The sequence below is a fragment of the Paenibacillus sp. FSL K6-2859 genome, assembly GCF_038008265.1.
In the GTDB taxonomy this organism is placed as follows: domain Bacteria; phylum Bacillota; class Bacilli; order Paenibacillales; family Paenibacillaceae; genus Paenibacillus_AQ; species Paenibacillus_AQ nitricinens.
Genome location: NZ_JBBOYU010000001.1, coordinates 5,321,589 through 5,345,445 on the forward strand (window position 1 = coordinate 5,321,589; position 23,857 = coordinate 5,345,445).

Annotated in this window: 21 protein-coding genes; 4 read left to right on the top strand and 17 right to left on the bottom strand. The window is 44.3% G+C overall.

Translation table 11 applies throughout. From position 1 onward, the window contains the following. Position 1 precedes the first annotated feature (1 nt). Positions 2-3,514 (bottom strand): helicase-exonuclease AddAB subunit AddB, encoded by a 3,513-nt coding sequence (gene addB, locus MHB64_RS23805; RefSeq protein ID WP_341135500.1) that lies wholly within the window; start codon positions 3,512-3,514, stop codon positions 2-4. Positions 3,515-3,804: 290 nt separating this feature from the next. Continuing rightward, positions 3,805-5,229, bottom strand: a complete 1,425-nt coding sequence (locus MHB64_RS23810; RefSeq protein ID WP_341135501.1) for a class I SAM-dependent rRNA methyltransferase — start codon at positions 5,227-5,229, stop codon at positions 3,805-3,807. Positions 5,230-5,328: 99 nt separating this feature from the next. Between MHB64_RS23810 and MHB64_RS23815 the strand changes: the two genes are divergently transcribed. Continuing rightward, a complete protein-coding gene (locus tag MHB64_RS23815) occupies positions 5,329-6,315 on the top strand; it encodes a Na/Pi cotransporter family protein (RefSeq protein ID WP_094870310.1) in 987 nt (328 codons plus the stop codon). A gap of 52 nt (positions 6,316-6,367) precedes the next feature. Here MHB64_RS23815 and MHB64_RS23820 read toward each other — a convergent pair whose 3' ends face one another. The 4 genes from MHB64_RS23820 to MHB64_RS23835 form a co-directional block, all read right to left on the bottom strand. Continuing rightward, positions 6,368-7,198, bottom strand: a complete 831-nt coding sequence (locus MHB64_RS23820; RefSeq protein WP_179281597.1) for an energy-coupling factor transporter transmembrane component T family protein — start codon at positions 7,196-7,198, stop codon at positions 6,368-6,370. Beyond that, positions 7,195-8,901: an ABC transporter ATP-binding protein gene (locus tag MHB64_RS23825; RefSeq protein WP_341135502.1), complete on the bottom strand. Its 1,707-nt coding sequence runs from the start codon at positions 8,899-8,901 to the stop codon at positions 7,195-7,197. Before MHB64_RS23825 ends, MHB64_RS23820 begins: the two co-directional genes overlap by 4 nt. A gap of 110 nt (positions 8,902-9,011) precedes the next feature. Continuing rightward, positions 9,012-9,572 carry an ECF-type riboflavin transporter substrate-binding protein gene (locus MHB64_RS23830; RefSeq protein WP_042190972.1) on the bottom strand — a complete coding sequence of 187 codons (561 nt, stop codon included), beginning with the start codon at positions 9,570-9,572 and terminating at the stop codon, positions 9,012-9,014. 157 nt (positions 9,573-9,729) lie between these two features. Further along, complete coding sequence (locus MHB64_RS23835; RefSeq protein ID WP_341135503.1) at positions 9,730-11,940, bottom strand: hypothetical protein; 2,211 nt, start codon at positions 11,938-11,940, stop codon at positions 9,730-9,732. A 229-nt stretch (positions 11,941-12,169) separates the two neighbouring features. On the opposite strand from MHB64_RS23835, the gene MHB64_RS23840 reads away from it, so the two are divergent. Further along, positions 12,170-12,904 (top strand): AzlC family ABC transporter permease, encoded by a 735-nt coding sequence (locus MHB64_RS23840; protein ID WP_094870307.1) that lies wholly within the window; start codon positions 12,170-12,172, stop codon positions 12,902-12,904. Further along, positions 12,895-13,221, top strand: a complete 327-nt coding sequence (locus MHB64_RS23845) for an AzlD domain-containing protein (protein ID WP_094876462.1) — start codon at positions 12,895-12,897, stop codon at positions 13,219-13,221. Before MHB64_RS23840 ends, MHB64_RS23845 begins: the two co-directional genes overlap by 10 nt. A gap of 92 nt (positions 13,222-13,313) precedes the next feature. On the opposite strand, the gene mtaB is transcribed toward MHB64_RS23845, so the two are convergent. The 7 genes from mtaB to MHB64_RS23880 form a co-directional block, all read right to left on the bottom strand. Continuing rightward, a complete protein-coding gene (gene mtaB / locus MHB64_RS23850) occupies positions 13,314-14,657 on the bottom strand; it encodes a tRNA (N(6)-L-threonylcarbamoyladenosine(37)-C(2))-methylthiotransferase MtaB (protein WP_094870305.1) in 1,344 nt (447 codons plus the stop codon). Between the two features lie 3 nt (positions 14,658-14,660). Beyond that, complete coding sequence (locus tag MHB64_RS23855) at positions 14,661-15,425, bottom strand: RsmE family RNA methyltransferase (RefSeq protein ID WP_341135504.1); 765 nt, start codon at positions 15,423-15,425, stop codon at positions 14,661-14,663. A 278-nt stretch (positions 15,426-15,703) separates the two neighbouring features. Beyond that, positions 15,704-16,387, bottom strand: coding sequence for a site-2 protease family protein (locus tag MHB64_RS23860; RefSeq protein WP_094874822.1), 684 nt, complete (start codon positions 16,385-16,387; stop codon positions 15,704-15,706). Between the two features lie 2 nt (positions 16,388-16,389). After that, positions 16,390-17,445, bottom strand: a complete 1,056-nt coding sequence (gene prmA, locus MHB64_RS23865) for a 50S ribosomal protein L11 methyltransferase (RefSeq protein WP_094874821.1) — start codon at positions 17,443-17,445, stop codon at positions 16,390-16,392. Positions 17,446-17,635: 190 nt separating this feature from the next. Continuing rightward, positions 17,636-18,214: a DNA-3-methyladenine glycosylase I gene (locus tag MHB64_RS23870; protein ID WP_341135505.1), complete on the bottom strand. Its 579-nt coding sequence runs from the start codon at positions 18,212-18,214 to the stop codon at positions 17,636-17,638. Positions 18,215-18,355: 141 nt separating this feature from the next. Next, positions 18,356-20,038: a DUF4179 domain-containing protein gene (locus MHB64_RS23875; protein ID WP_341135506.1), complete on the bottom strand. Its 1,683-nt coding sequence runs from the start codon at positions 20,036-20,038 to the stop codon at positions 18,356-18,358. Beyond that, the gene (locus MHB64_RS23880) at positions 19,998-20,558 is read right to left on the bottom strand and encodes an RNA polymerase sigma factor (RefSeq protein WP_094872728.1); all 561 of its coding nucleotides are present in this window, start codon (positions 20,556-20,558) and stop codon (positions 19,998-20,000) included. The genes MHB64_RS23875 and MHB64_RS23880 overlap by 41 nt, the downstream gene beginning before the upstream one ends. A 303-nt stretch (positions 20,559-20,861) precedes the next feature. On the opposite strand from MHB64_RS23880, the gene MHB64_RS23885 reads away from it, so the two are divergent. Then, the gene (locus MHB64_RS23885) at positions 20,862-21,335 is read left to right on the top strand and encodes a hypothetical protein (protein WP_094872726.1); all 474 of its coding nucleotides are present in this window, start codon (positions 20,862-20,864) and stop codon (positions 21,333-21,335) included. A gap of 45 nt (positions 21,336-21,380) precedes the next feature. Here the strand turns inward: MHB64_RS23885 and MHB64_RS23890 are convergent, their stop codons facing one another. The 4 genes from MHB64_RS23890 to MHB64_RS23905 form a co-directional block, all read right to left on the bottom strand. Beyond that, complete coding sequence (locus MHB64_RS23890) at positions 21,381-22,292, bottom strand: methyl-accepting chemotaxis protein (protein WP_094872724.1); 912 nt, start codon at positions 22,290-22,292, stop codon at positions 21,381-21,383. 342 nt (positions 22,293-22,634) lie between these two features. Continuing rightward, a complete protein-coding gene (locus MHB64_RS23895) occupies positions 22,635-23,009 on the bottom strand; it encodes a hypothetical protein (protein ID WP_094872723.1) in 375 nt (124 codons plus the stop codon). 92 nt (positions 23,010-23,101) lie between these two features. Then, positions 23,102-23,281: a YfhD family protein gene (locus MHB64_RS23900; protein WP_042130382.1), complete on the bottom strand. Its 180-nt coding sequence runs from the start codon at positions 23,279-23,281 to the stop codon at positions 23,102-23,104. Positions 23,282-23,320: 39 nt separating this feature from the next. Beyond that, positions 23,321-23,680 (bottom strand): hypothetical protein, encoded by a 360-nt coding sequence (locus tag MHB64_RS23905; RefSeq protein WP_094872721.1) that lies wholly within the window; start codon positions 23,678-23,680, stop codon positions 23,321-23,323. Positions 23,681-23,857 lie beyond the last annotated feature (177 nt).

Sequence of the window (23,857 nt, forward strand, 5' to 3'; positions counted from 1 at the left end):
CTCACGGTGTAGTTCCTCCTTTGCGGGACAGCAGATCCCAGATAACGTCCTTCCCTGGCTTACTCAGATTATTGTAGCCATTGCCTTCCACGGCTTCATCGAACTGGCAGACGGGTCTAAAGGAACAGAATGTGCAGGCTGTCTCTTGCCCAATCCGGTATGGCTCAATCGCCACATCACCTTCCGTAATGCGTGTCCCAATATCTGAGATCGTTCCCCGAACGGATGATAATAAGTGCCCCCATTGCTCTGGTGTAGCTACAGAAGCACTACTATAAAAACTTCCATCAGCTTTTACTGCTACAGGCACGATAGAAGAATACCCTTTATCTAAAGTCGTATCCATCAGGGATACAACCTCGCGGTCTGCTGTAAGCAGTCCCTTCATCTTGAAGCGTTTCAGCAATTCTTGTTCTGCTTGTTCCTTGTTCATCCCGTTAGATGAGGTTAACAGTGGGTCATGTACATGGAAATACAGTGTCCCTGCTGGAAGCGCCGGTTGCCCGAGCCATTGCTCCGAATACGTTAGCAGTACATCCAGATAGGTCAGCATCTGTAGCGATAATCCATAGTACACCTCGTGCAGCTTGAGATCTTTTTGACTCGATTTATAATCAATGACTCGCAGAAGAATTCCATTCTCTCCACGGGCCATGTCTACACGGTCGATCCGTCCTACAACCTCCATCACACAGCCATTCGGCAGCGTAATTCTTAAAGGTGGCAACTCCTTATCCGGTCCAAAATCCAGCTCTAGCCCTACCGGCTCAAAGCTGCCTCGGCGGGCATGCTCGCCCAGAATTACAGAAGCACGTCCAACAATATTTTTTAGCTTGCGTGAGATGTATCCGTAACGTTTAGAGCTCATCAGAATTTCACCCTGCAGCATCGGTGATAAACGTTCTACAGTCTCACTTGCCTCACGCCGACATTCCTCTGGAGACAAGCTTCCCCAGCCGCGGCCCTCTTCTTTCAGTCTTACAGCCATGTCACTTAACGCAGCATGGAACAGTTGTCCAATATCAGGTGCTTGCAGCTTATATAGCTGGCGTTCCTTCAGTCTAAGTCCGTAAGATGCAAAATGGGAGAAGGAGCAAGCAACAAACTTCTCCATCCGGGACACACTGCCTCGCAGTGTCGATCCACCGTACAATCTAAGGCTTGTTCCACGCTTTAGCTTCGTTCCCACATTACGATAGAACAAGGAACTGAGCAGACGTTTCAATTCGAGACTACGAATATCATCAGCAGCGAACCAGTTATACACATCCCACCATAATTCAGGTATCTCCGTCCCCTGGCGCCACTGGCGAAGCTGCATAATCAATGCACGAAGACTTTGTTCTGGATGACCAATGTAACCGAGGTGAATGGAATTCCTGACTTCTTCTGGTAGTCCTACTGGGGGAAGTGCTGCCAAGCTATGCTCTTGCACCCTTGGGAACATTCTATGCAAATGACGGATTACCTCAGAGGGAAGAAGCGCCTTGCCCTCATCATCAGCAGTGGCGTAGCTAATCCAGAGCTTTCGGCTTCCTGTCGTTAGCGCATTATAGATCAAAAACCGCTCGTCCAGCAGTTTACGAGAAGCACCAGGAGCAAGCTCCATACCGGCGTTCTCAAGCACGGAGCGTTCGCCTTCCGAGAGAATTCCATCTTCCTTAAACTGCGCAGGCACAACACCTTCATTAAATCCAAGCAAAAATGCGTATTTAACTCCCGTTGGTCGAGTCCGATCCATGTTACCAACCAGTACTTGATCGAGCGCGGGAGGAACAAGTCCCATCTTCAGCTCAGCAAGTCCTGTCTCTAGGACTCCGGTGAACACATCAAATTCAAGTCTCTCGTTGCCCATCATCTCGACGATCTGATCTAGCAGATCAAGCACTGCACCCCACAGCTGACTATGTTCTCTAGCCTTCTCGGGTTGCCCCTTCTCCATAGAACCGACACTAAGTTTCTCCAGCTTTCGAGCAACATCCGTTTCATCCAGCAGCTTGTACACTGCGGTACATAGTTCAAGACCGCTTTTACTCTTCTGTATCCGTTTCTCAAAAGCAAATAGAGGACCCGTTATACTAGCACGGCATCGCTCCATTGTAGCAAGCAGTTCTTCATCCATCTGTCTGCCGCCTTCCAGCGACAAGCTAGGAATCCCTTTCCATGAACGGCCATCCGTCCAGCGATACCCTTGAATCCCACAAGCCAGCACATAATTTTCTAAGGCATCCATATCCTCACGCGTAATACTACCGTCCAGTGGTAGCAAAAGCTCCGTCTTTACACAGCGGAATACATCCTCAAAGCGCCAGCGTCGACGCACCACATCCAATGCGGAACGTACAAACTCTACCAATGGATGGTGCAGCTCATTTACCTTCTGGTCCAGAAAAAAAGGGACTCCGTAATCTTGGAACAACGGTTTAATCAGCTGCTCGTAATCTCCAATATTACGCATCAATACGGCCATATCACCATATTTTGCACCTTCATCTCGCGCCAGTCTAATCATTTCACGCAGTGCTCCCTCAACCTCTGCTCTGTGTGAAACTGCTGCGCCTATAGATATCGCTTCATTTGCCAGTTCATCTGCACCCATCCAGACCTTTCGGCGGTCATATCCTCTTTCGAGATGAGCAAGAACAGGACTTTCTTCAAAACGCGGAAGAACCGCTGGCTCCAGCAGCTCGTCCCACACATCAATGCCCAGCTCTTCAGCTATTCCACGCAGTTTAATGTAAGTGACCGCAGTTGGGTGAAACAATTCAAGCTCATTTAATTGATCTCCATAGGGATACGAACGATCAAGAGTAAGGGACACGGTCAGCTTCGATGCTTGCTGCATTAATTCTCGAAGCACTAAGAATTCCTGCGGGGTAAAGCCGTGGAACCCATCTACCCAAATCTGCGCCCCGCGAATGTAAGAGGAATCAGGAATATGCTCAGCTAGTTCCGCTAAACGATCCTCTTCATCGATATAGAGGCGTGACATCTCCTTCTCTAATTCACTGAATACCAGCTGTAAATCATCCAGCTTGCCTTCAAGAATTGGACTTCTTGCAATAGCGCCTCGCATTGCGGATAGCTGCTCCTCTAAATCAGAGGAAGCCAAACAGCAACGCTTCATCTCCGTATGCAGCTGATTGAGCCGTTCCACAAAACCCGGTCTGTCTGCAGAGGCACCGAACAACTTCAGTTCCTCTTTACGGCGACTGATGATTTTGTAAATCAACATCTTTTTACCTTCTTCACTGATCGGCAGACTAGCGCTACCTCCAGTTTCCTGTTTCACTCGATAGGCAAGCCGAGAAAAGCTCAGTGTCTGCGCCCGAATGCTTCCCTTCACATTCCCTACGGTCAGAAGCCCCCGTTCTGCTCCAAAGGAGCCTTGTTCCGGTACAAGAATAATGATTGGCGCACCAAGAGGCTCCTTCTCTAATGAAGTTGAGATAGACTCCCATATTTTCGTTGTCTTGCCACTGCCCGATCGGCCTAGTAAAAAGGTTACCGACATAAATGATAGACTCCTTCCGTAGCGGAGAAAATGTATAAGATACAAGGTGAAATATTCACCGTTTGATAATGTTCAAATGAAAAAGCTCAGTCGTTCCTCGTCCCCTCAGTATAGCATAACTGCACAAATCAGAACATGCGTTTGCTAGTATTTTCTAATGATTTACAATCATAATCTTGTAAATCCCGAATTCAGCTCTTTTGAGAACATAGCAAAAAACCCGTAAAAAGAGTCCTCGATCGAAGACTCCTTTTACGGATTAAAATCCTTTACTTATATAAACAGCCAGCTTATTTCTTACTCCGCACTTCAAAAATCGCAAACTTCAGATAGTGTCCTTCATTAACACCTAGAATCTGCGGATGGTCTTTGCCTGCGGCACGCCATTCCACAAGTCTCAGTACTTTACCAGCATCTTTAGCTGCGTCAGCAATCGTCTCAAGAAATAGATCCGGTTGCATATGATATGAACAGCTTGCGGTAACCAAATATCCACCTTCGTTCACCAGCTTCATGCCATGCAGATTGATGTCCTTGTAACCACGGCAAGCGCCTGCTACTGCACTTTTAGTTTTCGCAAACGCTGGAGGGTCTAGGATAACTACATCCCAAGTTCTACCTCCACCTGCTGTCATAGGCTTGGAGGTGTCCGTTTTGGCGGCTTTGCCTCCGGATTTAGCATTTGTAGTCGTTACTGTTGATTCCGTTCCACTGGCAACCGTCGCCCGCTCCGAACGTTCCTCCAGCCCCTTGACCTGATTGCGAAGGTAGGCAAAAGCATCGTCCACTACAAATTCCACTCGATCAGTAAAGCCATTTAGCTCCACATTAACCTTAGCACTCTCTATAGCATGAGCGGAAACGTCAAGGCAGGTTACTTTTTTCGCGCCATACTTGCAAGCATGCAGCGTGAAACTGCCTGTATGCGAAAAGCACTCCAGCACTGTAGCACCATCCCAATAAGGGAAGGTTACGTGTTTACCACTCTTATTTACCGGCAAAGTTTGTAACGAGCCATCTTCTGCTTCTATTTCTTGCAGTGTAATTCCGCTTCGTCCACCCCAGCCTTTCATGAGAGGCGCAATGGATGCTCTATTCTCACGCTGATCAAAGAAATAACCGGTCTTCTGGCCCTCTTCGATATCTACTACCAGCATCAGATCATTTTCACTTACAGTAACATGTCTTGGGCATTCCCCGTACAGCACACCTGTAGTCTGCTCCAGCCCTTCCAGTTCACGTACACTAACATCACTGCGTTCGTAAATACCACGCGGTGCCATAACCTGTACAAGTGCTTCAACAATCTCTGTACGACACTTGTCCATTCCGAGTGTAAGTAGCTGCACAACCAGAATATCGCCGAACCGATCCACAATCAGACCTGGCAAAAAGTCCGCTTCACCATAAACCAAACGATAAGCATCCGCCCCAGGCAGGAAACGTTCTCTATGTTGCAGACAATTCGTAAACCGTTCTGCGAAAAAGGCGGTGTCCATGATAGCCAAAGGTCCCTGCGATACAATTCTTACCCGAATCTGCGACGCTGGATTGTAATATCCTACCGCCAGAAAACGGCCTTGATGATTAAGAACATCAACTAATCCCCCTGCTTCCGGGTTTCCTTCTACTGATGCAACTTCACCTGCATAGACCCATGGATGGCCCTGTTCCAATCTTTTTTTGCGATTGCGTTCTAATCTAACCGATGCCAATGACTTCAACTCCCTGTTTTTCTAAAAATGATTTTATACATGTCCTACTCGTTACTTTCATATATTGGTGTACAACCCTCGTTCAAAGGAGTATGCCCTATGTTCCGTGATCTGCTTTTTCCTATTATATATGGTTTGGTTATCTTTCTTGCTGGCATGAAGCTAATGGAGACAGCATTGTCCAAGCTTGCAGGCCCTCTGTTAACAACAAGTCTGAATAAGGCAACCTCTACACCTATCAAAGGCTTGATCGCAAGCAGTGTACTGTCAGCCCTGCTTCAGAGCAGCACGGCTGTAACTGTACTAACGATCGGCATGGTAAATGCCGGTCTGCTCACCTATGCTCGTACGCTTGGCATTATCTTAGGTAGCAACATCGGCACCACTTTGACCACCGAACTCATCGGACTTCAGATCAATACTATGGCTACACCATTGCTGGCTGCCTCGCTGAGTTTGTGGGCAGCAGCTGTTATAGCAGGCGAGTTACCTCATACGTCACGGGCAGCAGCACTGTGCCGGAAAATATCAGAGCCGCTGCAATTCATCAGCCTGGCTATATCAGGATTCGCCTTAGTCTTATGGGGAATCGCAGTTATGCAGTCCATCGGCGGGACACTTCAGGAGAGCGGCCTATTCCTTTGGTTCTTGGATCATGCGGCCACAAGTGCCTTGTGGGGAATCGCCGCTGGCGCCTGCTTAACAGCCCTGCTACATAGCAGCGCTGCGGTCATTGCCATGGCTATGAGCATTGCTGCGTCGGGTGCCATGCCCACAGAGCTTGGCATAGCCATCGTGCTCGGCGCCAACGTCGGCACCTGCCTCACGGCAGTCATCGCTTCCATCGGCGGCTCGTCTTCTGGCGTCTTCGTCGCATGGTCGCATGTTGCACTCAATGTTGGCGGTGCACTACTGTTCCTGCCACTTATCGGACCCCTGCAAGCAACCGCTGCTTGGATCGGCGGAGGCCCCTCTTCACAGATCGCCCATGCCCAGACTATTTTTAATATAATCTGCTCGATAATCGCACTGCCATTATGTTACCTGCCTGTATGGTCAAGACTGGAGAAACGTCTTCTATCGTAACGAGTTACTGTAACGCCTGAACCCAAGCTTTCCACAACTGTACTATTATACTTCAATCGAAAATATTATAAAACCGCGATCCATCATAAAAAGTGATTATCGTCGTAGTGATTGCAATCAGAGCGAATAAGATCAAAGCAATATAATCATTTCTTGAGAAAGGACGACTGCTGTACCAAGTCCGTTTATTCTGTGTTCCAAAGCCACGTAATTCCATAGCCGTACTAATATTCTCAATGCGTTCAATGCTGGTCAGAATCAAAGGCATAAGAATTGAAATAATATTTTTAAGCCGTTTAGGCAGCTTTTCTTTTCGAGAGATGTCTATTCCCCGTGCCTGAGCGGAGAACGAAATATTCTCATAATCTCTTTGGATATCCGGAATGTACCGCAGCGCAAGCGATACAGAATATGCAATTTTATAATTCACACCAATCCGGTTTAAAGACGCTGCGAATTCACTAGGATTTGTCGTTAGAAGGAACAACAGTGCCATGGGAATGACCACTGCATACTTAAGGGCAATATTTAATTGATAGAATAGCTGCTCATATGTTACGGTATACCGACCTACAAGATGAACAATATCATGCCGTGAACCGTATACCTTTACACCTTCCAATGGAGAAAAAATAAAGATAGCTATATGATTAAGCACAAAGAAGAGTAATATAAAATATAGGACGAAGGCATAATCCTGAAACTGAACTTTAGAGACTCTAAAGGCGATCAAACTAAAGAGCAGCATCACTATTAGACATCTTGTATCGTATGTAATCATGCCTGTCAACGACCACACTATAAATAAAATCAGCTTAGTGGCGCCTGTAAGACGGTGAACAGGTGAATCCTGCTTCGTAAAAGTTAACATTGTGGCCTTCATCCGCCCCGGCTCCTCCTGTCGTATGCAATAAATCTTCTTACAAACTCTTCTGGCTGATCCAATTGGACCTTCATAGCCAATGTAAATAGTGAGGTCTCTTTCAAATTAGCATTCCTCACTACTTCTAAATTGGTTAGCACTCGTTCAGGGCTATCATCAGCAAGCTTAACACCATCAGACAACACTACAGCTCTATCGGCATACTCCAGCATAAGATGCATATCATGCGTAATCATAATGACCGTCATTCCCTGTTCACGAAGCGTCAAAAGAAATTCCATCATTTCGTTATAGTGCCTATAATCCTGTGCTGCAGTCGGCTCATCTAATATGATCACTTCCGGCTCCAGGATCATAATAGAAGCAATAGTCACACGTTTCTTCTGACCGTAGCTGAGCGCAGAGATGGGCCAGCTACGAAAAGCGTATAGACCGCATATTTTTAAAACATGATGCACTCGCTCACGAATAAGCTCCTCAGACACCCCTCGTAATTTAAGGCCTAGCGCAACCTCATCATATAAAAGCGTCTTAGAAATCATATGATTAGGATTCTGCATCACGAAACCGATCCGCTCTGCCCGCTCCTTAATCGTATCCTTGGCAATATCCCTTCCGTTCATCAATATCGAACCGGAAGTGGGCTTATAAAAGCCACAGATAAGCTTAGATACCGTAGATTTCCCAGCCCCATTTCTCCCAGCTATACAGACCATTTCTCCTTTATGAATAAGAAGGTTAAGTTTATGAAGTACTGGTCTGCTCTTCTCATAACCGAATGAAACATCACGTAGCTCAAGGATAGGTAGACTCTCACGTTTATCCTGCTGCGAATTATTGTTATCATACCAGTACTCAAGCTTGCTGGAGCAAGAGTCCAGCCGAATTTCATCTATATGCTGCGGATTCATATCTGATGCAATCGTACATCCTGCATACTTTAAAGCCGTTAAATAGAGAGGTTCCCGAATGCCTGCTTCTGAAAGTAAGCCCGTGCTTAATAGCTCAGCGGCTGGCATATCCGCCGCAAGGCGTCCGTCATGGATCACAATAATGCGGTCCACCGCACGGTGAAGTACTTCCTCGAGCCTGTGCTCGATAATAATAACCGTTTTACCGGTCTCTTTTTGCACTCGGTCAATAAGCTCAATTGCTTTTGTGCCGGTATATGGATCTAAGTTTGCCAAAGGCTCATCAAACAACAGGATGTCCACATCACCAACTAGAACGCCAGCTAAGGTCGTTTTTTGCTTCTGACCACCTGACAATTCCTGAGGTGACGCTCCTAAATATTCGTGGATATCCACGGCTGTTGCTGCAGCCACTACCTTTTCTATCATTTCGGCCTGTTGGACCGCGTGATTCTCCAGACTGAAGGCGATATCCTCTCCAACCGTTAATCCAACAAATTGTCCATCCGGGTCTTGCAGTACAGTCCCTACCTGATCCGACAATGCTGCAATACTAAGTTCTTTCTGCTCCAGACCCATAATTCGCAATGATCCAGACATTTCACCTTTATAAGCAAAAGGGTTGAGTCCGTTTATACAATGAGCCAGTGTACTTTTCCCAGAACCAGAGGGTCCCACAATAAGTACCTTCTCCCCTTCGGCAATCGTTAAGTTAATATCTGTGAGTGTAGGCTCCTGCTGTGCTCGATATTGAAAACTAAAATCCTTAAATTCAATCACTGCTTTTTTCATCCTTGACCTTCCTCTTAGCTTCGTTTGAAGAATTTCACTTTCATTATATGTTTTACAGCCATAAAAAAGCCGGTGATCTCCACCGGCTTTTGGTTTGGATTATATGCTACTCAGGCTTCTCTGGTCAAGCTGCCTTGCTTCGTTCTTGTCTTTGCATATGCTATTGCCAGTAGAGAACCAATCACTGCCACAGTGACTATATTGGATGCTCCGGCGATAAGTCCTTGTGTGAATACTTTATTCGCCGGTTCTGCATAGATTAGAATATCCAGTACAGGTGCTACTAAGAACCAGGCGATTGCGTTAGCGACAATCTGGGCCAGATTAAAACGAATCAGTTCCTTTCGTCCGAACTCCCCATCATGAATCCCAATTCTAGCCACAAGCAGCCCAACAACGAGCCCAACAATTCCAGAAGCGATCACCCAACTGAACCAAGGGGAACCATAAAAAATCGCATCCTTCAGTGTATGTCCGATCAGGCCAATGAGTAATCCGGCAAACGGACCGTATAATAGTGCAAACAATGCCAGTAAAGCGTATGTAGTCTCAATGTTAGTGTTTGGAATTCCGGATGGAATCGAACCGAACCTGCCCAAAATAACGAATAAAGCAGAACCGATACCAATCGCAACAATCGTCTTAATCGATAACACCTTTTGTTTTGCCATATTTTCATCTCCCCCAAAGCTTCTTTTTATTTTATGTAATTATACATCGGAATAGTCGGAATTAATATAGATTAAAATAAAAAAATCTGCAAAGCAACATTAATGTTGGCTTTGCAGACCCAAACCACTTATAGAGTTATTATATGATTTGCTTCATCTATTTCACAGTAACGGTAACCGTCACTGTCTTGGTACCAATCTTTCCTTTAATGGATGCCGTTCCTTTGCTCACAGCTACAATCTGACCGCTAGCAGATACTCTAGCTACAGAAGGCTTAGAGCTAGTCCACGCCGCACTTCCAGTAACAATAGCGGTCTTCCCCGTATCATACTGCGCAATCACAACTGCATTCTGAACAGCTCCCGGAGCCATCTTCAGTCTAGTCTCGTTGACAGTCAACTTCATTAGCTTAGGAACTACATTAATTTTGACACTAGCAGCGAGCCCTTGGTAAGAACCTGATAACGTCGCAGTTCCTTCTGTTATGGCTTTAACAGATGTACTTTTAACCGTGGCAACAGCTTCATTCGAGGACTCCCAATTCATGCTGCTGGAGATATTCCCCGTCTTACCATTAGAGTAGTAAGCCGTTACCTTTATGGATTTAGAACCTTTAATATTCAATTCAATCGCATTCGGTTCTACAACAATTTTAGTAACTTTTTGTTCAATAGTAACCGGGATACTAATAGTCTTATTAGCGTAGGTTCCCTTTAAAGTGGCAGAACCCTTCACCAGTCCTTTGATTACCTTGCCTGAAGAGGTTGTCTTGATAATTGCATTCGTACCGGTAATCTCCCACTCCATAGTACCTGTAGCATCGAGTTCATTCCCATTTTCCATCACAGCTTTGACTTCAGGAACAGCCTTCTCTTCACCAGTAACAATCACAACGTTTTCCTCTGGTCCGAGCAAAATATGAACCTTATCTTTAACTGTAACACTCACTACAACACTTTTTTCCCGGATAGCCGCTTTGGAGGAGGTAGGATTCTCTGATTTTATTTTGCCGACAATATTAACAGTACCAGCCTTTTCAGCAACGAGCTTGCCATCTTTGATGGTGGCAATATCATCATTGGCAGAAGTCCACTCAATTTCTTGACTGAGATCCAGCTTCGTGCCGTCTAGCTTAGTTCCGTTTACCTTTGGCAAACTTACGGAATCCTCTGTGTACATGTCCAGTTCCGTTTTATCAGCTTCCAACTCTGTAATCGTAGGATATACCGTCAACTTAAAGCTTTTACTAATCCCTCTGTATTCTGCTTTAATAACCGATGTTCCCACTGCTTTTGCGGTGATCGCTGCAGCATCAGTACCCGCAGTAACCGTCGCCGCGAGTTGGTTGTCCGAACTCCATACTGCACTACTGGATACATTCGGAGTGGAATTCGCAGCATCTCGAACTTCTGCTTTAACGTTCAAGCTCTCACCCATAAACAAGAATTGATCGCCTGATGGAGTAAGCAATAACGCCTCGTAAGGAGCACGTACATATACATCCACAGTTTGTGTAATCCCCAGATAAGATACTGTAATTACAGCTTTTCCTGCGGACAGTACTTTGATTTCTCCCTTGTCTACAGTAGCGACACTTGTATTAGAAGAAGACCATTCCGCTTTCTCTGAAATATCATTTGGGGTCGTCTTTGTAGTCTCTTTGGTAAACGCAGTTACTTTCACCGGATTATCACCAACGAGCATTTCAATTTCCTTAATTACGATGCCCTTATCATTTTTAAGCTCAATTTCAGAATAAGGCAATTTCACTACCGCTTTAAAGGTTGCTGTTAAGTCCTTGTATTTGGCAGTAATGGTTGAAGTACCTTCACCCGCTAGTGTGATCTTACCTTCTGCAATCGTCAATACGCTTGTATTGGAGCTGCTCCAAGTGGTATCAGCCGTTACATCCTTGGCAGAAGTCGCTGTTTCGCCACCAATCGCATTGGCTTTGACCAACAGTTTATCCTCTTCGTCACCCAATTTATAGTTCCCTTCGGAGCTATATTCGAGCTTCAATTCTTTGATCGGATGTGATACCTCTACTTCTATAGTAGCGAGTGCATGATTATAAGTAGCTGTAATAATAGCCTTTCCGCTATCTATCGGAGTCAATAAGCCATTTACTACTTTTACAGCGTTAGTGTTAGAAGAATTCCATACCACTGCACCCGTCACATCTCTTTTGGAGGAGGACCCTTCTACATTCGCATATATCTTCAGTTGCTTTGGCGTTTGTCCAACCGTAAGCTGCACTTTGGCTGAGCTTTCAAACTCAATCGAGTTGATATCGCCGGCAGCTGCAAAGACACTTACCGGAAAAACCGCAGTAGCTAACAATATCATGATGAGGAGCATTTTCGTCATTTTCCTGTACACAGTCATTTGTTCTCTCCCTTAGGTTATAATGTCGTTTGGTGGTTTATCCCCACACTCTTTTACTTATATCGACAATTGTACACCAAGTGTTTACCCTATAACTCCATAAAGCCAAATTCAGGACTTTCAGACTAGATAATCAGGTGTAGGGTTGATCAATATATTAGGAAGTAATATGCTAGCTACTACATTCTTTTTTTGAACCAAGGGGGCTACGATGAGTATAGAGAACTTTCAACTAGAGACAATCCCTACTCCAAAAGAGGAAGATAGCTTCCTTAAAGGGGTAAAAGATTGCATTCCCACACTACTCGGTTATTTGAGCATTGGACTTGCAGCAGGTGTTGTTCAAAAGACCGCCGGGCTGAGCATTGCTGAGATTGCCTTGATAAGTCTGATGCTTTATGCCGGTTCAGCACAGTTTATAGCTGCTGGAATGATAGCTGTAAGCAGCTCGCCTGTTGCTATTATTGTTACGATATTTATCGTGAATCTTCGTCACATTTTGCTTAGTGCAGCTCTTTCACCTTATTTCCGGCATCTTACCCCACTGAGAAACATGCTGGTTGGAACCCTGCTGACAGATGAGACCTTTGGAGTTGCTATTAATCAAACAGTGAATAAGCAACAAATCAGTGAAAAATGGATGCATGGCCTTAATCTCACTGCCTATTTAAATTGGTTTATTGCGAATATAGCAGGAGCTTTTTTGGCACAGTGGATTTCTGATCCAGATCAATTCGGTCTACAGTTTGCTTTACCTGCCATGTTCATTGGCATCCTTGTTATTTCCATGATTGATCGTAATAAAATAAAACTTGATTTAGTTGTCGCAATCCTAGCAGTAATCATCGCTGTAGCTAGCTCCTTCGTATTCTCCGGTAGTGTAGGTGTCATTGTTGCAACGGTCATTGCGTCAACAGTAGGGATGGTGCTTGAAAAATGGAAGTGAGATGGGATGTATTTTTGATTATTCTAGGGGCGGCTTTGGTAACCTTCATTCCAAGGGTGGTTCCATTAATGATTCTAAGCCGATTCGAATTGCCTGAATGGGGAATGCGCTGGTTAAATTATGTTCCTATCTCTGTTATGGCGGCACTAATAGGTCAGGAGATCCTCTTAAATGATGGAAAATTCTCACCTATAGCTAATAACGTTGAGCTTTTTGCGGCAATCCCTACTTTTTGGATCGCTATAAAGACCCGGAGTTTGCTAGGAACTGTGCTGGCGGGGATTGTTTCGATTATGATCCTGCGAATGTTTTTTTGATCTACTCCATACCCAGCAACAAAAACACAGAGCAGCCATTCTCCACTAACGGAAGTTGGCTGCTCTGTTGTCTACTTACTTCTGTCTATTACTTAAAGGACAGCCTGCTTAAGACCGCTCTGACTAACCCCGACCAATTCGCCTCGGCATTCGTTCACACCAGCTTCGGTGATCTTCACCTCACAAAGTTCTCCTTGAAGTGAATCCTCTCCATCAAAGAAGACCTGCAAATAGTTGTCACTGAATCCATGCTGGATATTACGGCCCGGAGCTCCTTTAGCGGATCTTTCCGGAATCACACTAAGCGTCTGTCCTACAAACTTACGGGCATATGCTAATTGCATTTCTTCGGATAGATCAATCAGCTCCTGCACACGTACATTTTTGATCTCTTCATCAATCTGATTGTCCATCCGTGCTGCAGGAGTACCTGTCCGCTTGGAATACGGGAATACATGCATCTCCGAGTAATTTACAGCCTTCATAAAATCGTATCCGGCACGGAACATCTCATCGGTCTCACCCGGGAATCCAACGATAACGTCAGTGGTAATCCCGACATCTGGCATCGCTTGGCGGATCAATTGCATTTTGGTGTAATACTCTTCTGTCGTATATTTACGGCGCATCGCTTTCAGCACATCATTATGACCGGCTTGTAACGGAATATGCAGATGACGGCACATTTTGGAAGAGCGGTTCAGCACCTCAAGCAGCTTCTCATCAATCTGACTAGCTTCAATAGAACTGATACGCACCCGTTCCAGACCATCTACCTTATCTAGATCCCACAGTAAATCGGAAAGTCGGTAATTATTAAGATCATCACCGTAACCTCCGGTATGAATACCCGTAAGTACAAACTCCTTATACCCTGCTTCTACCAATTGATGCGCTTGAGCTACGATGCTTTTTGGATCACGGCTGCGCGAAAGTCCACGCGACCACGGAATGATGCAGAAGGTGCAGAAGTTGTTACAACCATCCTGAATCTTCATAAAGGCACGCGTCCGATCCGCAAAGCCTGGCACATCCATCTCTTCGAACTCACGTGTCTTCATAATATTACGCACAGCATTGACCGGCTGACGTGAGGCTTCAATATTCTTCACATGTGTCATGATCTGATCGCGGTCCTGGTTACCGATGACAAGGTCAACTCCAGGAATATCTAGAATCTCCCCAGGAGAGGTTTGTGCGTAACAGCCTGTTACGGCTACGATGGCCTCTGGATTACGGCGCACGGCGCGTCGGATCATTTGACGGCTTTTTTTGTCACCTGTGTTAGTTACTGTACAAGTATTAATCAGATATACATCGGCGGGACCCTCGAAATCAACCTGCTCGTAACCTTCATTTTTAAATAGCTGCCAAATGGCTTCGGTATCATAGAAATTCACTTTACAACCTAAAGTATAAAACGCTACGGATGGCATCTCTTAAGCTCCTCCCATTTCTCCAGATTCATATAATATACAAGCAGCGGCAACCATGCCCGCTGTCTCACAGCGCAGAATTCGCCGTCCCAGTCCTACGGATACTGCCCCGGCTTCTTCTGCCTTGAGGCATTCCTCCGGAGTAAAACCTCCTTCAGGACCAACCACAACCATAACTTTCCCGCCAGATTGCGGTGAAAGCGATGCTAACCATGGATCAACGCTGCTTCGAAGCTGCAAGCCTTCCTCTTTTTCATAACAGAAATAAACAGCATCATATTCACTAAAAGTCTGTAAAAGCTGCTTCCAGGACAAAGGTGATCCTACAGACGGAACGATGTTCCGATGAGCCTGTTCGGCAGCTTCCTTACAAATTTTACGCCAGCGATCCAGTCGTTTGCTTTCTTTACGCTCGTCGTATTGCACTATTGTGCGTTCTGACAGAAAAGGAACAAAGCCTACAGCACCAATCTCTGTACACTTCTGAATGACAGTTTCCATCTTATCGGCTTTAGGCAAGCTCTGTGCGACTGTAATTTTAATTCGAGGTTCATGCGTCATCTCCAGGGACTCCAGAATGTTCACAGTGACTTCCCCAATTTCAATCTGCGCAATCTCTACTAATGCCTCACGCGAAACACCATCGCTAACAATAAGCTTGTCCCCTGCCTTACCACGCATCACTTTAGCGATATGACGGGCGTCTTCCCCATCAATTCTCACGGTATCCGCACCAAACTGCTCCGGTGTAACGAAATATCGCTGCATCTCATCATCATCCTGTTCATAAATTCAGTAACAAGTATAAACGCCTTCGGCGTCCCTATAAGGACTGTAAGCGTTTAAACGAGAAATATAAGTCATAACCTATGGTGTGAAACTTATACTTTCTTATATTTGAAGAAACGGCTTAGTCGCCCTTATAAGGACGTCACCCGTTTCTTCAAGAAATATAAGGTTCGGTCAAGCGAAAATTAATGATCAAATTTTGATCAAATTACATAATACAATGTTTGACAAAGGTTGAACAGACTTCATTCCTTGCCTTAGCTGCCAAAAATTCTTAGAGACAGCTGTACAAATGTTCTCGACATTTCACTAGCCCAGCCTGCAAGCGGATCAATTGTAAACGTCCGTAGCCCAGGAATAAACAGAATTAATAAAAAGAGGAATACAGCCCATTGTTCAAATTGCTGTAATTTGCCGCGGATCGAACGTGGGGCAATATCTTCCACAATCCGATAGCCATCCAGTGGCGGCAGCGGAATAAGATTGAACAGAAACAGAAAGAAGTTCCATTGAATGAAGGTACCAAAGAATAAGTATACAGCCTCGAGCATGCGATCATTCGAGATATTATCCAGAACTCCAGTTGCCGCAAGTGCACCGTATATTATAGCACCAATAATTCCTAAGAGCAGGTTACTGATTGGTCCCGCAGCCGACACGATGACTCCCATGAGACGAGGACGACTAAAGTTATCGCGGTTTACCGGAACCGGACGCGCCCAACCGAAGCCAGCAACTAGCAGCAGCAAAATACCAAAGAAATCGAAATGAACAGCAGGGTTAAGCGTCATGCGGCCAAGTAATCTTGCTGTTGGGTCCCCGAACTTATTCGCGAAATAAGCATGACTGAATTCATGTACTGTAAAAGCAATTAAAATTGTAATGAGCAGGAAAGGAAGCTGATCTAAATCTACTCGAATTATACTTTGCAATATATCCATTTTTACCTCTTTCCGGCTGTAAATGCCACCCAATCTTCTTCACGGGATATTTCAATAATCTCAAAGCCAGACGCTTTCAGCGCGTTCGCCACAAGTCCTTCTTTATCTTTATATATACCTGAGGTAATGTAGAGGCCTCCAGGCTGAAGCGCGCGGTATACATCATCCGTAAACAATACGATGATTTCCGCCAAAATATTCGCAACTACAATTTGTACAGGTAATGTCACGCCAAGGCTGCCTTCTTGCTCTTGCTTAGCAGGAACGGCTCCTTCTAGTGAGTGACCAGGTCTAGCGGATGGCCACATCTCTCCAGCCGCTGTATCAGCTACACCTTCCCCGCCCAGCAGCGACAGAAGATCGCTCTCTTTTACCGTTATGGACGATTCAAGCTTGTTAAGGGCTACATTCTCCCGTGCACTTTCCACAGCCACCGGATCTAAATCTAAGGCCAATACAGATTTTGCACCTAGCAGCATCGCACCTACAGCCAGAATTCCTGAACCTGTACCGACATCGATAACTTCTTCACCGCCGCTAATATTCTTTTCAAGTGCACGGAGGCACAGAGCTGTTGTAGGGTGAGTCCCAGTACCAAATGCCATGCCAGGGTCGATCTCAATGATGGCTTCATCCGGACTCTCAGGCGTATATTCCTCCCAGGTTGGTTTAATGGTGAGACGCTCCGATACCCGCAGCGGTTTGAAATATTGCTTCCAAGCATGCGCCCATTCGTCTTCATCCACAGTCTTCCAAGAAATCAACGCTTTGCCTGGATCAATCCCGTACTCATGTAATTCGGCTACCCGTGGAGTCAATTCTTCTATAACAGCATCCATATCTGTGGAATCGGCATAATAACCCTTTATGACCGCTTCCCCTTCTGGAATATCATTCAAAGGTTGGTCGTACAATTCACCGTAACGTGTATCCCGTTCTTTATTCAGTGTGCCGGATTCCTCGATAGAAACTCCACCTGCACCAGCTTCATATAAAAAATTCGAAATCATTTCCTGTGCTTCTTCTGTTGTATGTATCGTCACTTCATGCCATAACATCTTTATGTAATCCTCCTAAAAGTTTTGTGAGCATTTGCTTCATTGATTTACTTCGTGCAAAACTGACTTCGAAAGCATAGGCTTAGTTTTGTGAGCATTTGCTTCATTGATTTACTTCGTGCAAAACTCGCTTCGAAAGCATTCGCTTCATAGTATAACATTTCTTCTTGGTGTAACGCCAAACTACAGCTCAACGATCTGCGACGTCCTCTTTACACCTACAAAAGCAGTTGAGCGAATGATCATCCACCATCCCCGATGCCTGCATAAAAGCATAGCATATTGTAGTACCCACAAACTTCATGCCTTTCTTCTTTAATACCTTACTCATCTCATCAGACCGAGACGTCGAAGCAGGTACATCTGCACGAGTCTTCCAATGATTGATAGTTGGCACACCTCCGACAAAGCTCCAGAGATAATCCGCAAAGCTTCCATATTCCTCGCAAATTTGCAAGTATACACCCGCATTACGAATGATAGAATCAATTTTCAATCGATTTCTAATAATCCCGGCGTCACTCATTAGCTCAGCAATTTTTGCCTCATCGTAATGGACAATCTTTTCCGGATCAAATCCGTCAAAAACCTCTCTGAAACGCGCTCGTTTTTTTAGTACCGTGTACCAGCTTAGCCCTGCTTGCATCCCTTCCAGCATAAGTAATTCAAACAGCTTGCGGTCATCGTACAGAGGTTTGCCCCACTCCTCATCATGATAGGCGATATATAGAGGATCATCATTGACCCAAGCACAGCGAGTGACTTCCATCCTGTTTCTCTCCTTTAATTATGCTTATGCATAGCTGAACCTTTACATCATCTATTCACTGTAAACGAAAAAAAGGGAAGAACACAAGGTTCATCCCTAAAAAAGTTACTATTTTCTATAAGCTTACGTATTGCCAACCTCTTAAGGCTGGATCTGCACTCTCGTCTCTTTTTCCGGATCATCAGTGGTGTAGTAGAAATTATAAATAGAAGCTTCTGTACCTTTAAAATCCTTATAAACATCAATCGCCTTGTTGTTTCCATCGCCAGTGAAATTAACGGTCACGGGCTTACCTAGAATACGTTCTTTCCCCAGTCCGATATGGGTCTGATTAATACCACCAAAGCGAGTATCATCACTTCCAGTTTCTACATAAAGATCGGCTCCCTGCATATAATACGTCCACTTCACAGGGTATCCGCCAAGTTGCTGGATAATTGTCTGTTTCTTTTGAGAGATGTTTGTTAAAAGAAGTGGTATTTTATCATCATTATTTTTGGTAATTTTATAGCTGCCATGCTGGGTCACCTTATATTTAGCAACAAAGGTAATCGGCGTCTCTTTCGTAATTTCAAGATCAACTGGCCGCTCAAAACGAAGCACTGTCAATTCTGGCTCTCCTTCTGGAGATCTCCAGAAATCACCCTCCAGCGACTTGCCTTCTACTTCAAGAGCAGACTTTTTGTAAGGGAAATTGTCGCCTTTCTCTTTACTTCGAATTGTGATTCGAATTTGAGTAGGTGTCAGTACCATTTTCTCCAGCGTGTAGTCAGTTTCGCCCTCTTCTAGTGGCAGATTCAATGAGGTATTTATGGTTCCGCTCTCCATCTGCTTTTTACTTAATTGAAGATCGAAAGCCAACGGCCCCTCAACATTTTTCTCTTGCTTCATGTACTGAAGTTTATAAGTGAGCTGACCACTGGAAACATCTTCGGCTTTAAAATATTGCTGTGCGGTATATTCCCCATTTTCACCTGGTGCACCGAAAGTACCTCCGGGCAGCGAATTAATTAGCGTTCCGTTTTTGAACCCGACAATAGTTGGATTTGTCCATTCTTTTGCTTCTGGCTGATCAAAAATAATCGCTGAAGAGAATAACATTTTTTCTTGTCCTTGGGTAAAAGGTTTCACCTCTATGCTGCGCATTCCTTCCTGCCCAATCGGAAAATTCTGTGTCTCCTGCGATCGGATATCCAACGCTAAATCTAACTCCTGTGTGCTAAAGGCTTGCAGATTATCTGCAACTAATTGGACATTCACGTTGTTCTGCTTCGGCGTCCAATCACTTTCAAAATATCCGTTGTAAAGTTGATTTTTTTCATCCCAAAGCACATAACTGAATTCACTAGGATTACTCGCCCCATCTGCGTCCTTCAAGGTCATTCCTTTTACATTCCAAATTTCATTTTCCAAGCGTTTTCCTACATCCATAGTGAATAAGATGACCGTCCGATTCTCATCCACAATAGCTGTATGTAGCTTCAGCGTTACTCCATCCAGCGTCACCGATTGATCCAGTTGTTGTCCGAGATTTTGGGCCAGTGCAGCTTGAACGCCACCTCTCCCATGGAGCATATTATCCCAATTATAATGTACTGCCGCATATACAGGTGCCGCTGCAATAAGCACTGAAAATGAAGCAACCACCGCTATTTTACTCCAGTTTCTCCCTCTATTCTCGCTACCATTGATCATCCGAGCTTGTATGGGAGTCATTGTACTCCCTTCTTGCTCTAAGCGTCCCCACATGCTTTCAAAATCCGGATAAGGCACGCCTTTATCTTCATTTAATCGATGCTCCAGCATATTTTCCAACTTTTTCAAAAGATTCGCCCTCCTTTAGTTCAACTTCAACCCCAGCCTCTTGCAGGATTCTCCTCATTACCGTTAACCCTTTATGCAGCCTTGATTTGGTCGTTCCAAGTGGAATGGACAGCATATCCGAAACTTCAGCCAGAGTGAAATCATGCATATACCTGAGCGTGATCACCATTCTAAGTTTGATAGGAAGCTGACTCATATATTGCGCCCACTCGATTTCCGTCTCACGCTGCTCAATCTGCTGCTCCACAGTTGTTACTACCGTTTTGTTAAAGAAATGCAGATTGTCCGTTATCTTTTGCTGCAAAGTTCGTTTTCGTTTCAAATGATTGAGGCAATGGTTAACCGTTATTTTCATAATCCAAGCTTTCAAATGCTCCACGTTCTCACGATTCGTGCGAAATACGGTAATGAACACATCCTGCGTCAAGTCCTCTGCATCCGCCGCGTCATGCAGCATATAATAGCAGGTTCGATATACATCCTTGTTGTAGGTTTCGAATAACTCCCGGTTAGTCTCCAACTCATGCGCCCTCCTTTCTGTTCTGTGATATCTATATGACAACCAATCTTTGGAAAAGGTTCGTTTTTCCGAGCATAAACTATGGCTACCTTTTTTGACATAAAGGAATTAGATAAGATTATAAACCCTCATCTCAAAAAGTTAGATGTTAGAAGCTAGAAGCTGTCCATAAAAAATAGGAAATACATACAAGCTATTAATTTAATCTTGAATATAAATATTACAGTGACATTTTATAGTCACTTATTGCGAGATTCGCACATCCTTCTTACAACAAAAAACATATTAAATGGAGGAAAGATAATGACTCTTTTAACTACTGGCCCCATAGAAAACAATGTCAATTCAGAAAACAACACCAGACTAACACAACAGGCCACAGTCAAAATTGACAATTGGAGCGGTCAGGATGCATCTACAGTTTTAATTGAAGGCTATTACATGAATGAAGAAAGAGTTCAATATGTCTGTGATCTTCTAAAAGTGATGCCCAATCAAGTGATAACTAGAAACTATTTTGCAGACTTTGATGCCTTCGAGTTTTTTTTCACAACCGAAGATTTGCCAACCAACCCCATCCAAATATCATTCTGGGGAAAGGATAGCACGGAGAAACTAGTAGCTCCCCATCGACTGGTATCATCAGAATTATCAGGGTATGTTGGGGCGACTGGCGCTACCGGAGACATCACCAATCATCGATACATGATTCCTGTGTTGATTATTAACAAAATCGGCTACCTCCAACAAAAAATAGGGTCAGTCTCCCGTAAGTAGGAGATTGACCCTTTTTCTTATATCTCACAAATTACATACAACAGACTAAACAATATTCATAACCTCTCGCGCTTGTGTATCTAAATCCTGGGCTGAAGAAGAAATATTCTTGAAATCATCTAATGCGATTTGAATCTGCTGTTGACTATCTTCTATATTTTCTTGTACCTGGTTTGTTCCTTTGGAGATCTTTTCGATTTCCAGCGTGATCGCATCCACACTATCTTTCACTTGAATGATCGAATCCTGCACCATGGAAGATAGCTTCCTAACTTCTTTTGCCACCACATCAAAACCTCGCCCAAACTCCCCGGCATGTGCCGCTTCAATTGCTGCATTAAGCGCTAAGAGTTGCGTTTGCGAAGCAATATTACGAATCGTTTGTACAATACCCTGAATCGATACCGCTTGTTTCTCCAGATTCGCTAACGTCTGTGTATTTTCGATCGATACTTCGGCAATTTTGTCGACACTCCGTAGTAGTTCTTGACTGCGTTCAATCCCTTTCTCAGCTCTTTGATTCAGGTTGTCCGACATCTCTTGCATCCGCTGCACCACAACACTCATGTTATTTTGACGCTCCGTGATATTAGCCGCTATCTTGGATACGCCAATGACCTGTTCATTGTTTTCATCAAAGACTGGCATATATGTAGCTTCCAACCATACCGCATTTCCTTTTGCATCCATCCGTTCGATTTTATCCTGAAAACTTTTCCCTAAAAAAAGATCTTGCCAGAACAACTCATAGCCCGGGCTATTTACAAAATGAGAAAAGCAAAACTCTTTGTGGTGCATCCCATACATCTCTTCTTTGCTATACCCCATCGAACTAGCAAAAACTTCATTCACATAAGCCACTCGTCGATTAAGATCAAACCTGATAATCGCTAAATTTTTTTCTAAAGATCGGACAACAAGCTCATCGGTAACTCCTTGAGAGTGTACCATTCCCATATAATAATTCCTCCTGAATATCAATAAGTTATTCGCGTCATCTTGAAGTATATTTGATCAATTATACGCGCTTATTACGCAGAGAGTAATACATCATTTTTATTAAGCTGAAATTAATTCGTAATTAAAATAGACCAATGACGAGCGGGTATTACTCCTTTCTAATAGTTGATCCCTGAAATAATCCTAAGTGATGATACGCAGGGAAAACCTCCCTATAATTTCTACCAAATTAAGCCTTTTTCTAGATATTAGAGATTTAGATGTAATAACAAAAACCCCAGCCGTAATTCCAGCCAGGGTTCGAACCAGTGCCTATTCTTTTTATGTACATTTCCTTATTTATTTCTTGGGTCCGTAATCTCCCATTTTGATGCCCCACACCGAATCCTTCTGATGGGCAGCAGCCTCCTTTAAACTTGGAAGTCTTACATCCAGAGGAGAATGCCGTTCCAAATACATCACAAAGGCCTGGCGAAGCCCAATCTCAGCATCCAGTTTATTAAGTTCGTTCGGGTGTTTCTCCATCTCCGCTAATTCTACTTCCCAACGGTATAAATCGCTTGCCTCAGATCGTTCCAGCCGAACTTTTTCAGTTAGCTCCCGCAGCTCACGGTAGGCCTGTTTTACTTTTGAAGAGTACAGTTGCTTCTGATTCATAAAAGTTAAGAATGCGATAAGCAGTGCTAAACCTATCCATAAAATAACGTTGTCCATATTCTCCCCCCTGCTTGGGCTATTCTCTTAATTATACACACCAGTACGCAAAAATACCCCACAATGTGAGGTATCTGCCCTAACTTTAGCATCTATTCTTTTTTCATAATTTCATGCAGCTGACGTTTGTCTGCTTCTAGAGCCCGGGCCTGGGCTTCGATATCCTCCAGATCTGCCTCCGCTGCTGAAAACTCTACGTCCTCTGCCTTCGCCTCGTACAGCATTTTCATCTTCTCGGTCTTTGAGAATATTTGCGAGTTCTCTCTATCCATAGTATCGATCGTCTCCCTTCTTATTAAGAAAATTATTATTCAAATCATCCCGCCTGCTTCTTCAATTATGCGTAATGCTTGATCATGGGACTCCGAATTCAAGATCACCGTAAGTAAAATATCTCTACCCGTCGGTCCTCCATCTCCGCCATGACTCATCCCACTGGCGCTGGTATCAGCAGCAGCTAGTATGCCTGTGTGTGCACGCTCAGCAGTCATGGAGTCCATTCTGGCAACATTGCCTGTCACTGGGTTTACCCCTGAGCTAAAGCTCGTGCCTCCATATCTACTGAAGCGATCAACGGAAATTTCAATGGCCCGAAGTGCACGGAGCTTACGAGCAACACCCTCCGCTTCTTCAGGACTTTTAAAATAAGCCAAAATAGATCTTTCCGACATCTTATCCCCGCTCTCGCTTGAAATTCAGATATCTGTTGCATTCCTTTATATTGTCTTCATTTCACTTCTTTTATGCCCTTTTTTTCTCATACTCCACTTATTTACTGGGAATTCGACATTTTCCTCGACGCTTCCCTGCAATATAGTACTAAAGTTGTATATTCGATTTGAAGTTAT

What these genes read in the sequence shown, in the direction of transcription:
- MHB64_RS23905 (WP_094872721.1), bottom strand. Translation starts at nt 23,680, where the DNA reads ATGTCGGAAAGATCTATTTTGGCTTATTTTAAAAGTCCTGAAGAAGCG.
- MHB64_RS23840 (WP_094870307.1), top strand. Translation starts at nt 12,170, where the DNA reads ATGAGTATAGAGAACTTTCAACTAGAGACAATCCCTACTCCAAAAGAG.
- MHB64_RS23895 (WP_094872723.1), bottom strand. Translation starts at nt 23,009, where the DNA reads ATGGACAACGTTATTTTATGGATAGGTTTAGCACTGCTTATCGCATTC.
- mtaB (WP_094870305.1), bottom strand. Translation starts at nt 14,657, where the DNA reads ATGCCATCCGTAGCGTTTTATACTTTAGGTTGTAAAGTGAATTTCTAT.
- MHB64_RS23835 (WP_341135503.1), bottom strand. Translation starts at nt 11,940, where the DNA reads ATGACGAAAATGCTCCTCATCATGATATTGTTAGCTACTGCGGTTTTT.
- addB (WP_341135500.1), bottom strand. Translation starts at nt 3,514, where the DNA reads ATGTCGGTAACCTTTTTACTAGGCCGATCGGGCAGTGGCAAGACAACG.
- MHB64_RS23815 (WP_094870310.1), top strand. Translation starts at nt 5,329, where the DNA reads ATGTTCCGTGATCTGCTTTTTCCTATTATATATGGTTTGGTTATCTTT.
- MHB64_RS23820 (WP_179281597.1), bottom strand. Translation starts at nt 7,198, where the DNA reads ATGAAGGCCACAATGTTAACTTTTACGAAGCAGGATTCACCTGTTCAC.
- MHB64_RS23855 (WP_341135504.1), bottom strand. Translation starts at nt 15,425, where the DNA reads ATGCAGCGATATTTCGTTACACCGGAGCAGTTTGGTGCGGATACCGTG.
- MHB64_RS23890 (WP_094872724.1), bottom strand. Translation starts at nt 22,292, where the DNA reads ATGGGAATGGTACACTCTCAAGGAGTTACCGATGAGCTTGTTGTCCGA.
- MHB64_RS23870 (WP_341135505.1), bottom strand. Translation starts at nt 18,214, where the DNA reads ATGGAAGTCACTCGCTGTGCTTGGGTCAATGATGATCCTCTATATATC.
- MHB64_RS23830 (WP_042190972.1), bottom strand. Translation starts at nt 9,572, where the DNA reads ATGGCAAAACAAAAGGTGTTATCGATTAAGACGATTGTTGCGATTGGT.
- MHB64_RS23900 (WP_042130382.1), bottom strand. Translation starts at nt 23,281, where the DNA reads ATGGATAGAGAGAACTCGCAAATATTCTCAAAGACCGAGAAGATGAAA.
- MHB64_RS23825 (WP_341135502.1), bottom strand. Translation starts at nt 8,901, where the DNA reads ATGAAAAAAGCAGTGATTGAATTTAAGGATTTTAGTTTTCAATATCGA.
- MHB64_RS23845 (WP_094876462.1), top strand. Translation starts at nt 12,895, where the DNA reads ATGGAAGTGAGATGGGATGTATTTTTGATTATTCTAGGGGCGGCTTTG.
- prmA (WP_094874821.1), bottom strand. Translation starts at nt 17,445, where the DNA reads ATGTTATGGCATGAAGTGACGATACATACAACAGAAGAAGCACAGGAA.
- MHB64_RS23860 (WP_094874822.1), bottom strand. Translation starts at nt 16,387, where the DNA reads ATGGATATATTGCAAAGTATAATTCGAGTAGATTTAGATCAGCTTCCT.
- MHB64_RS23885 (WP_094872726.1), top strand. Translation starts at nt 20,862, where the DNA reads ATGACTCTTTTAACTACTGGCCCCATAGAAAACAATGTCAATTCAGAA.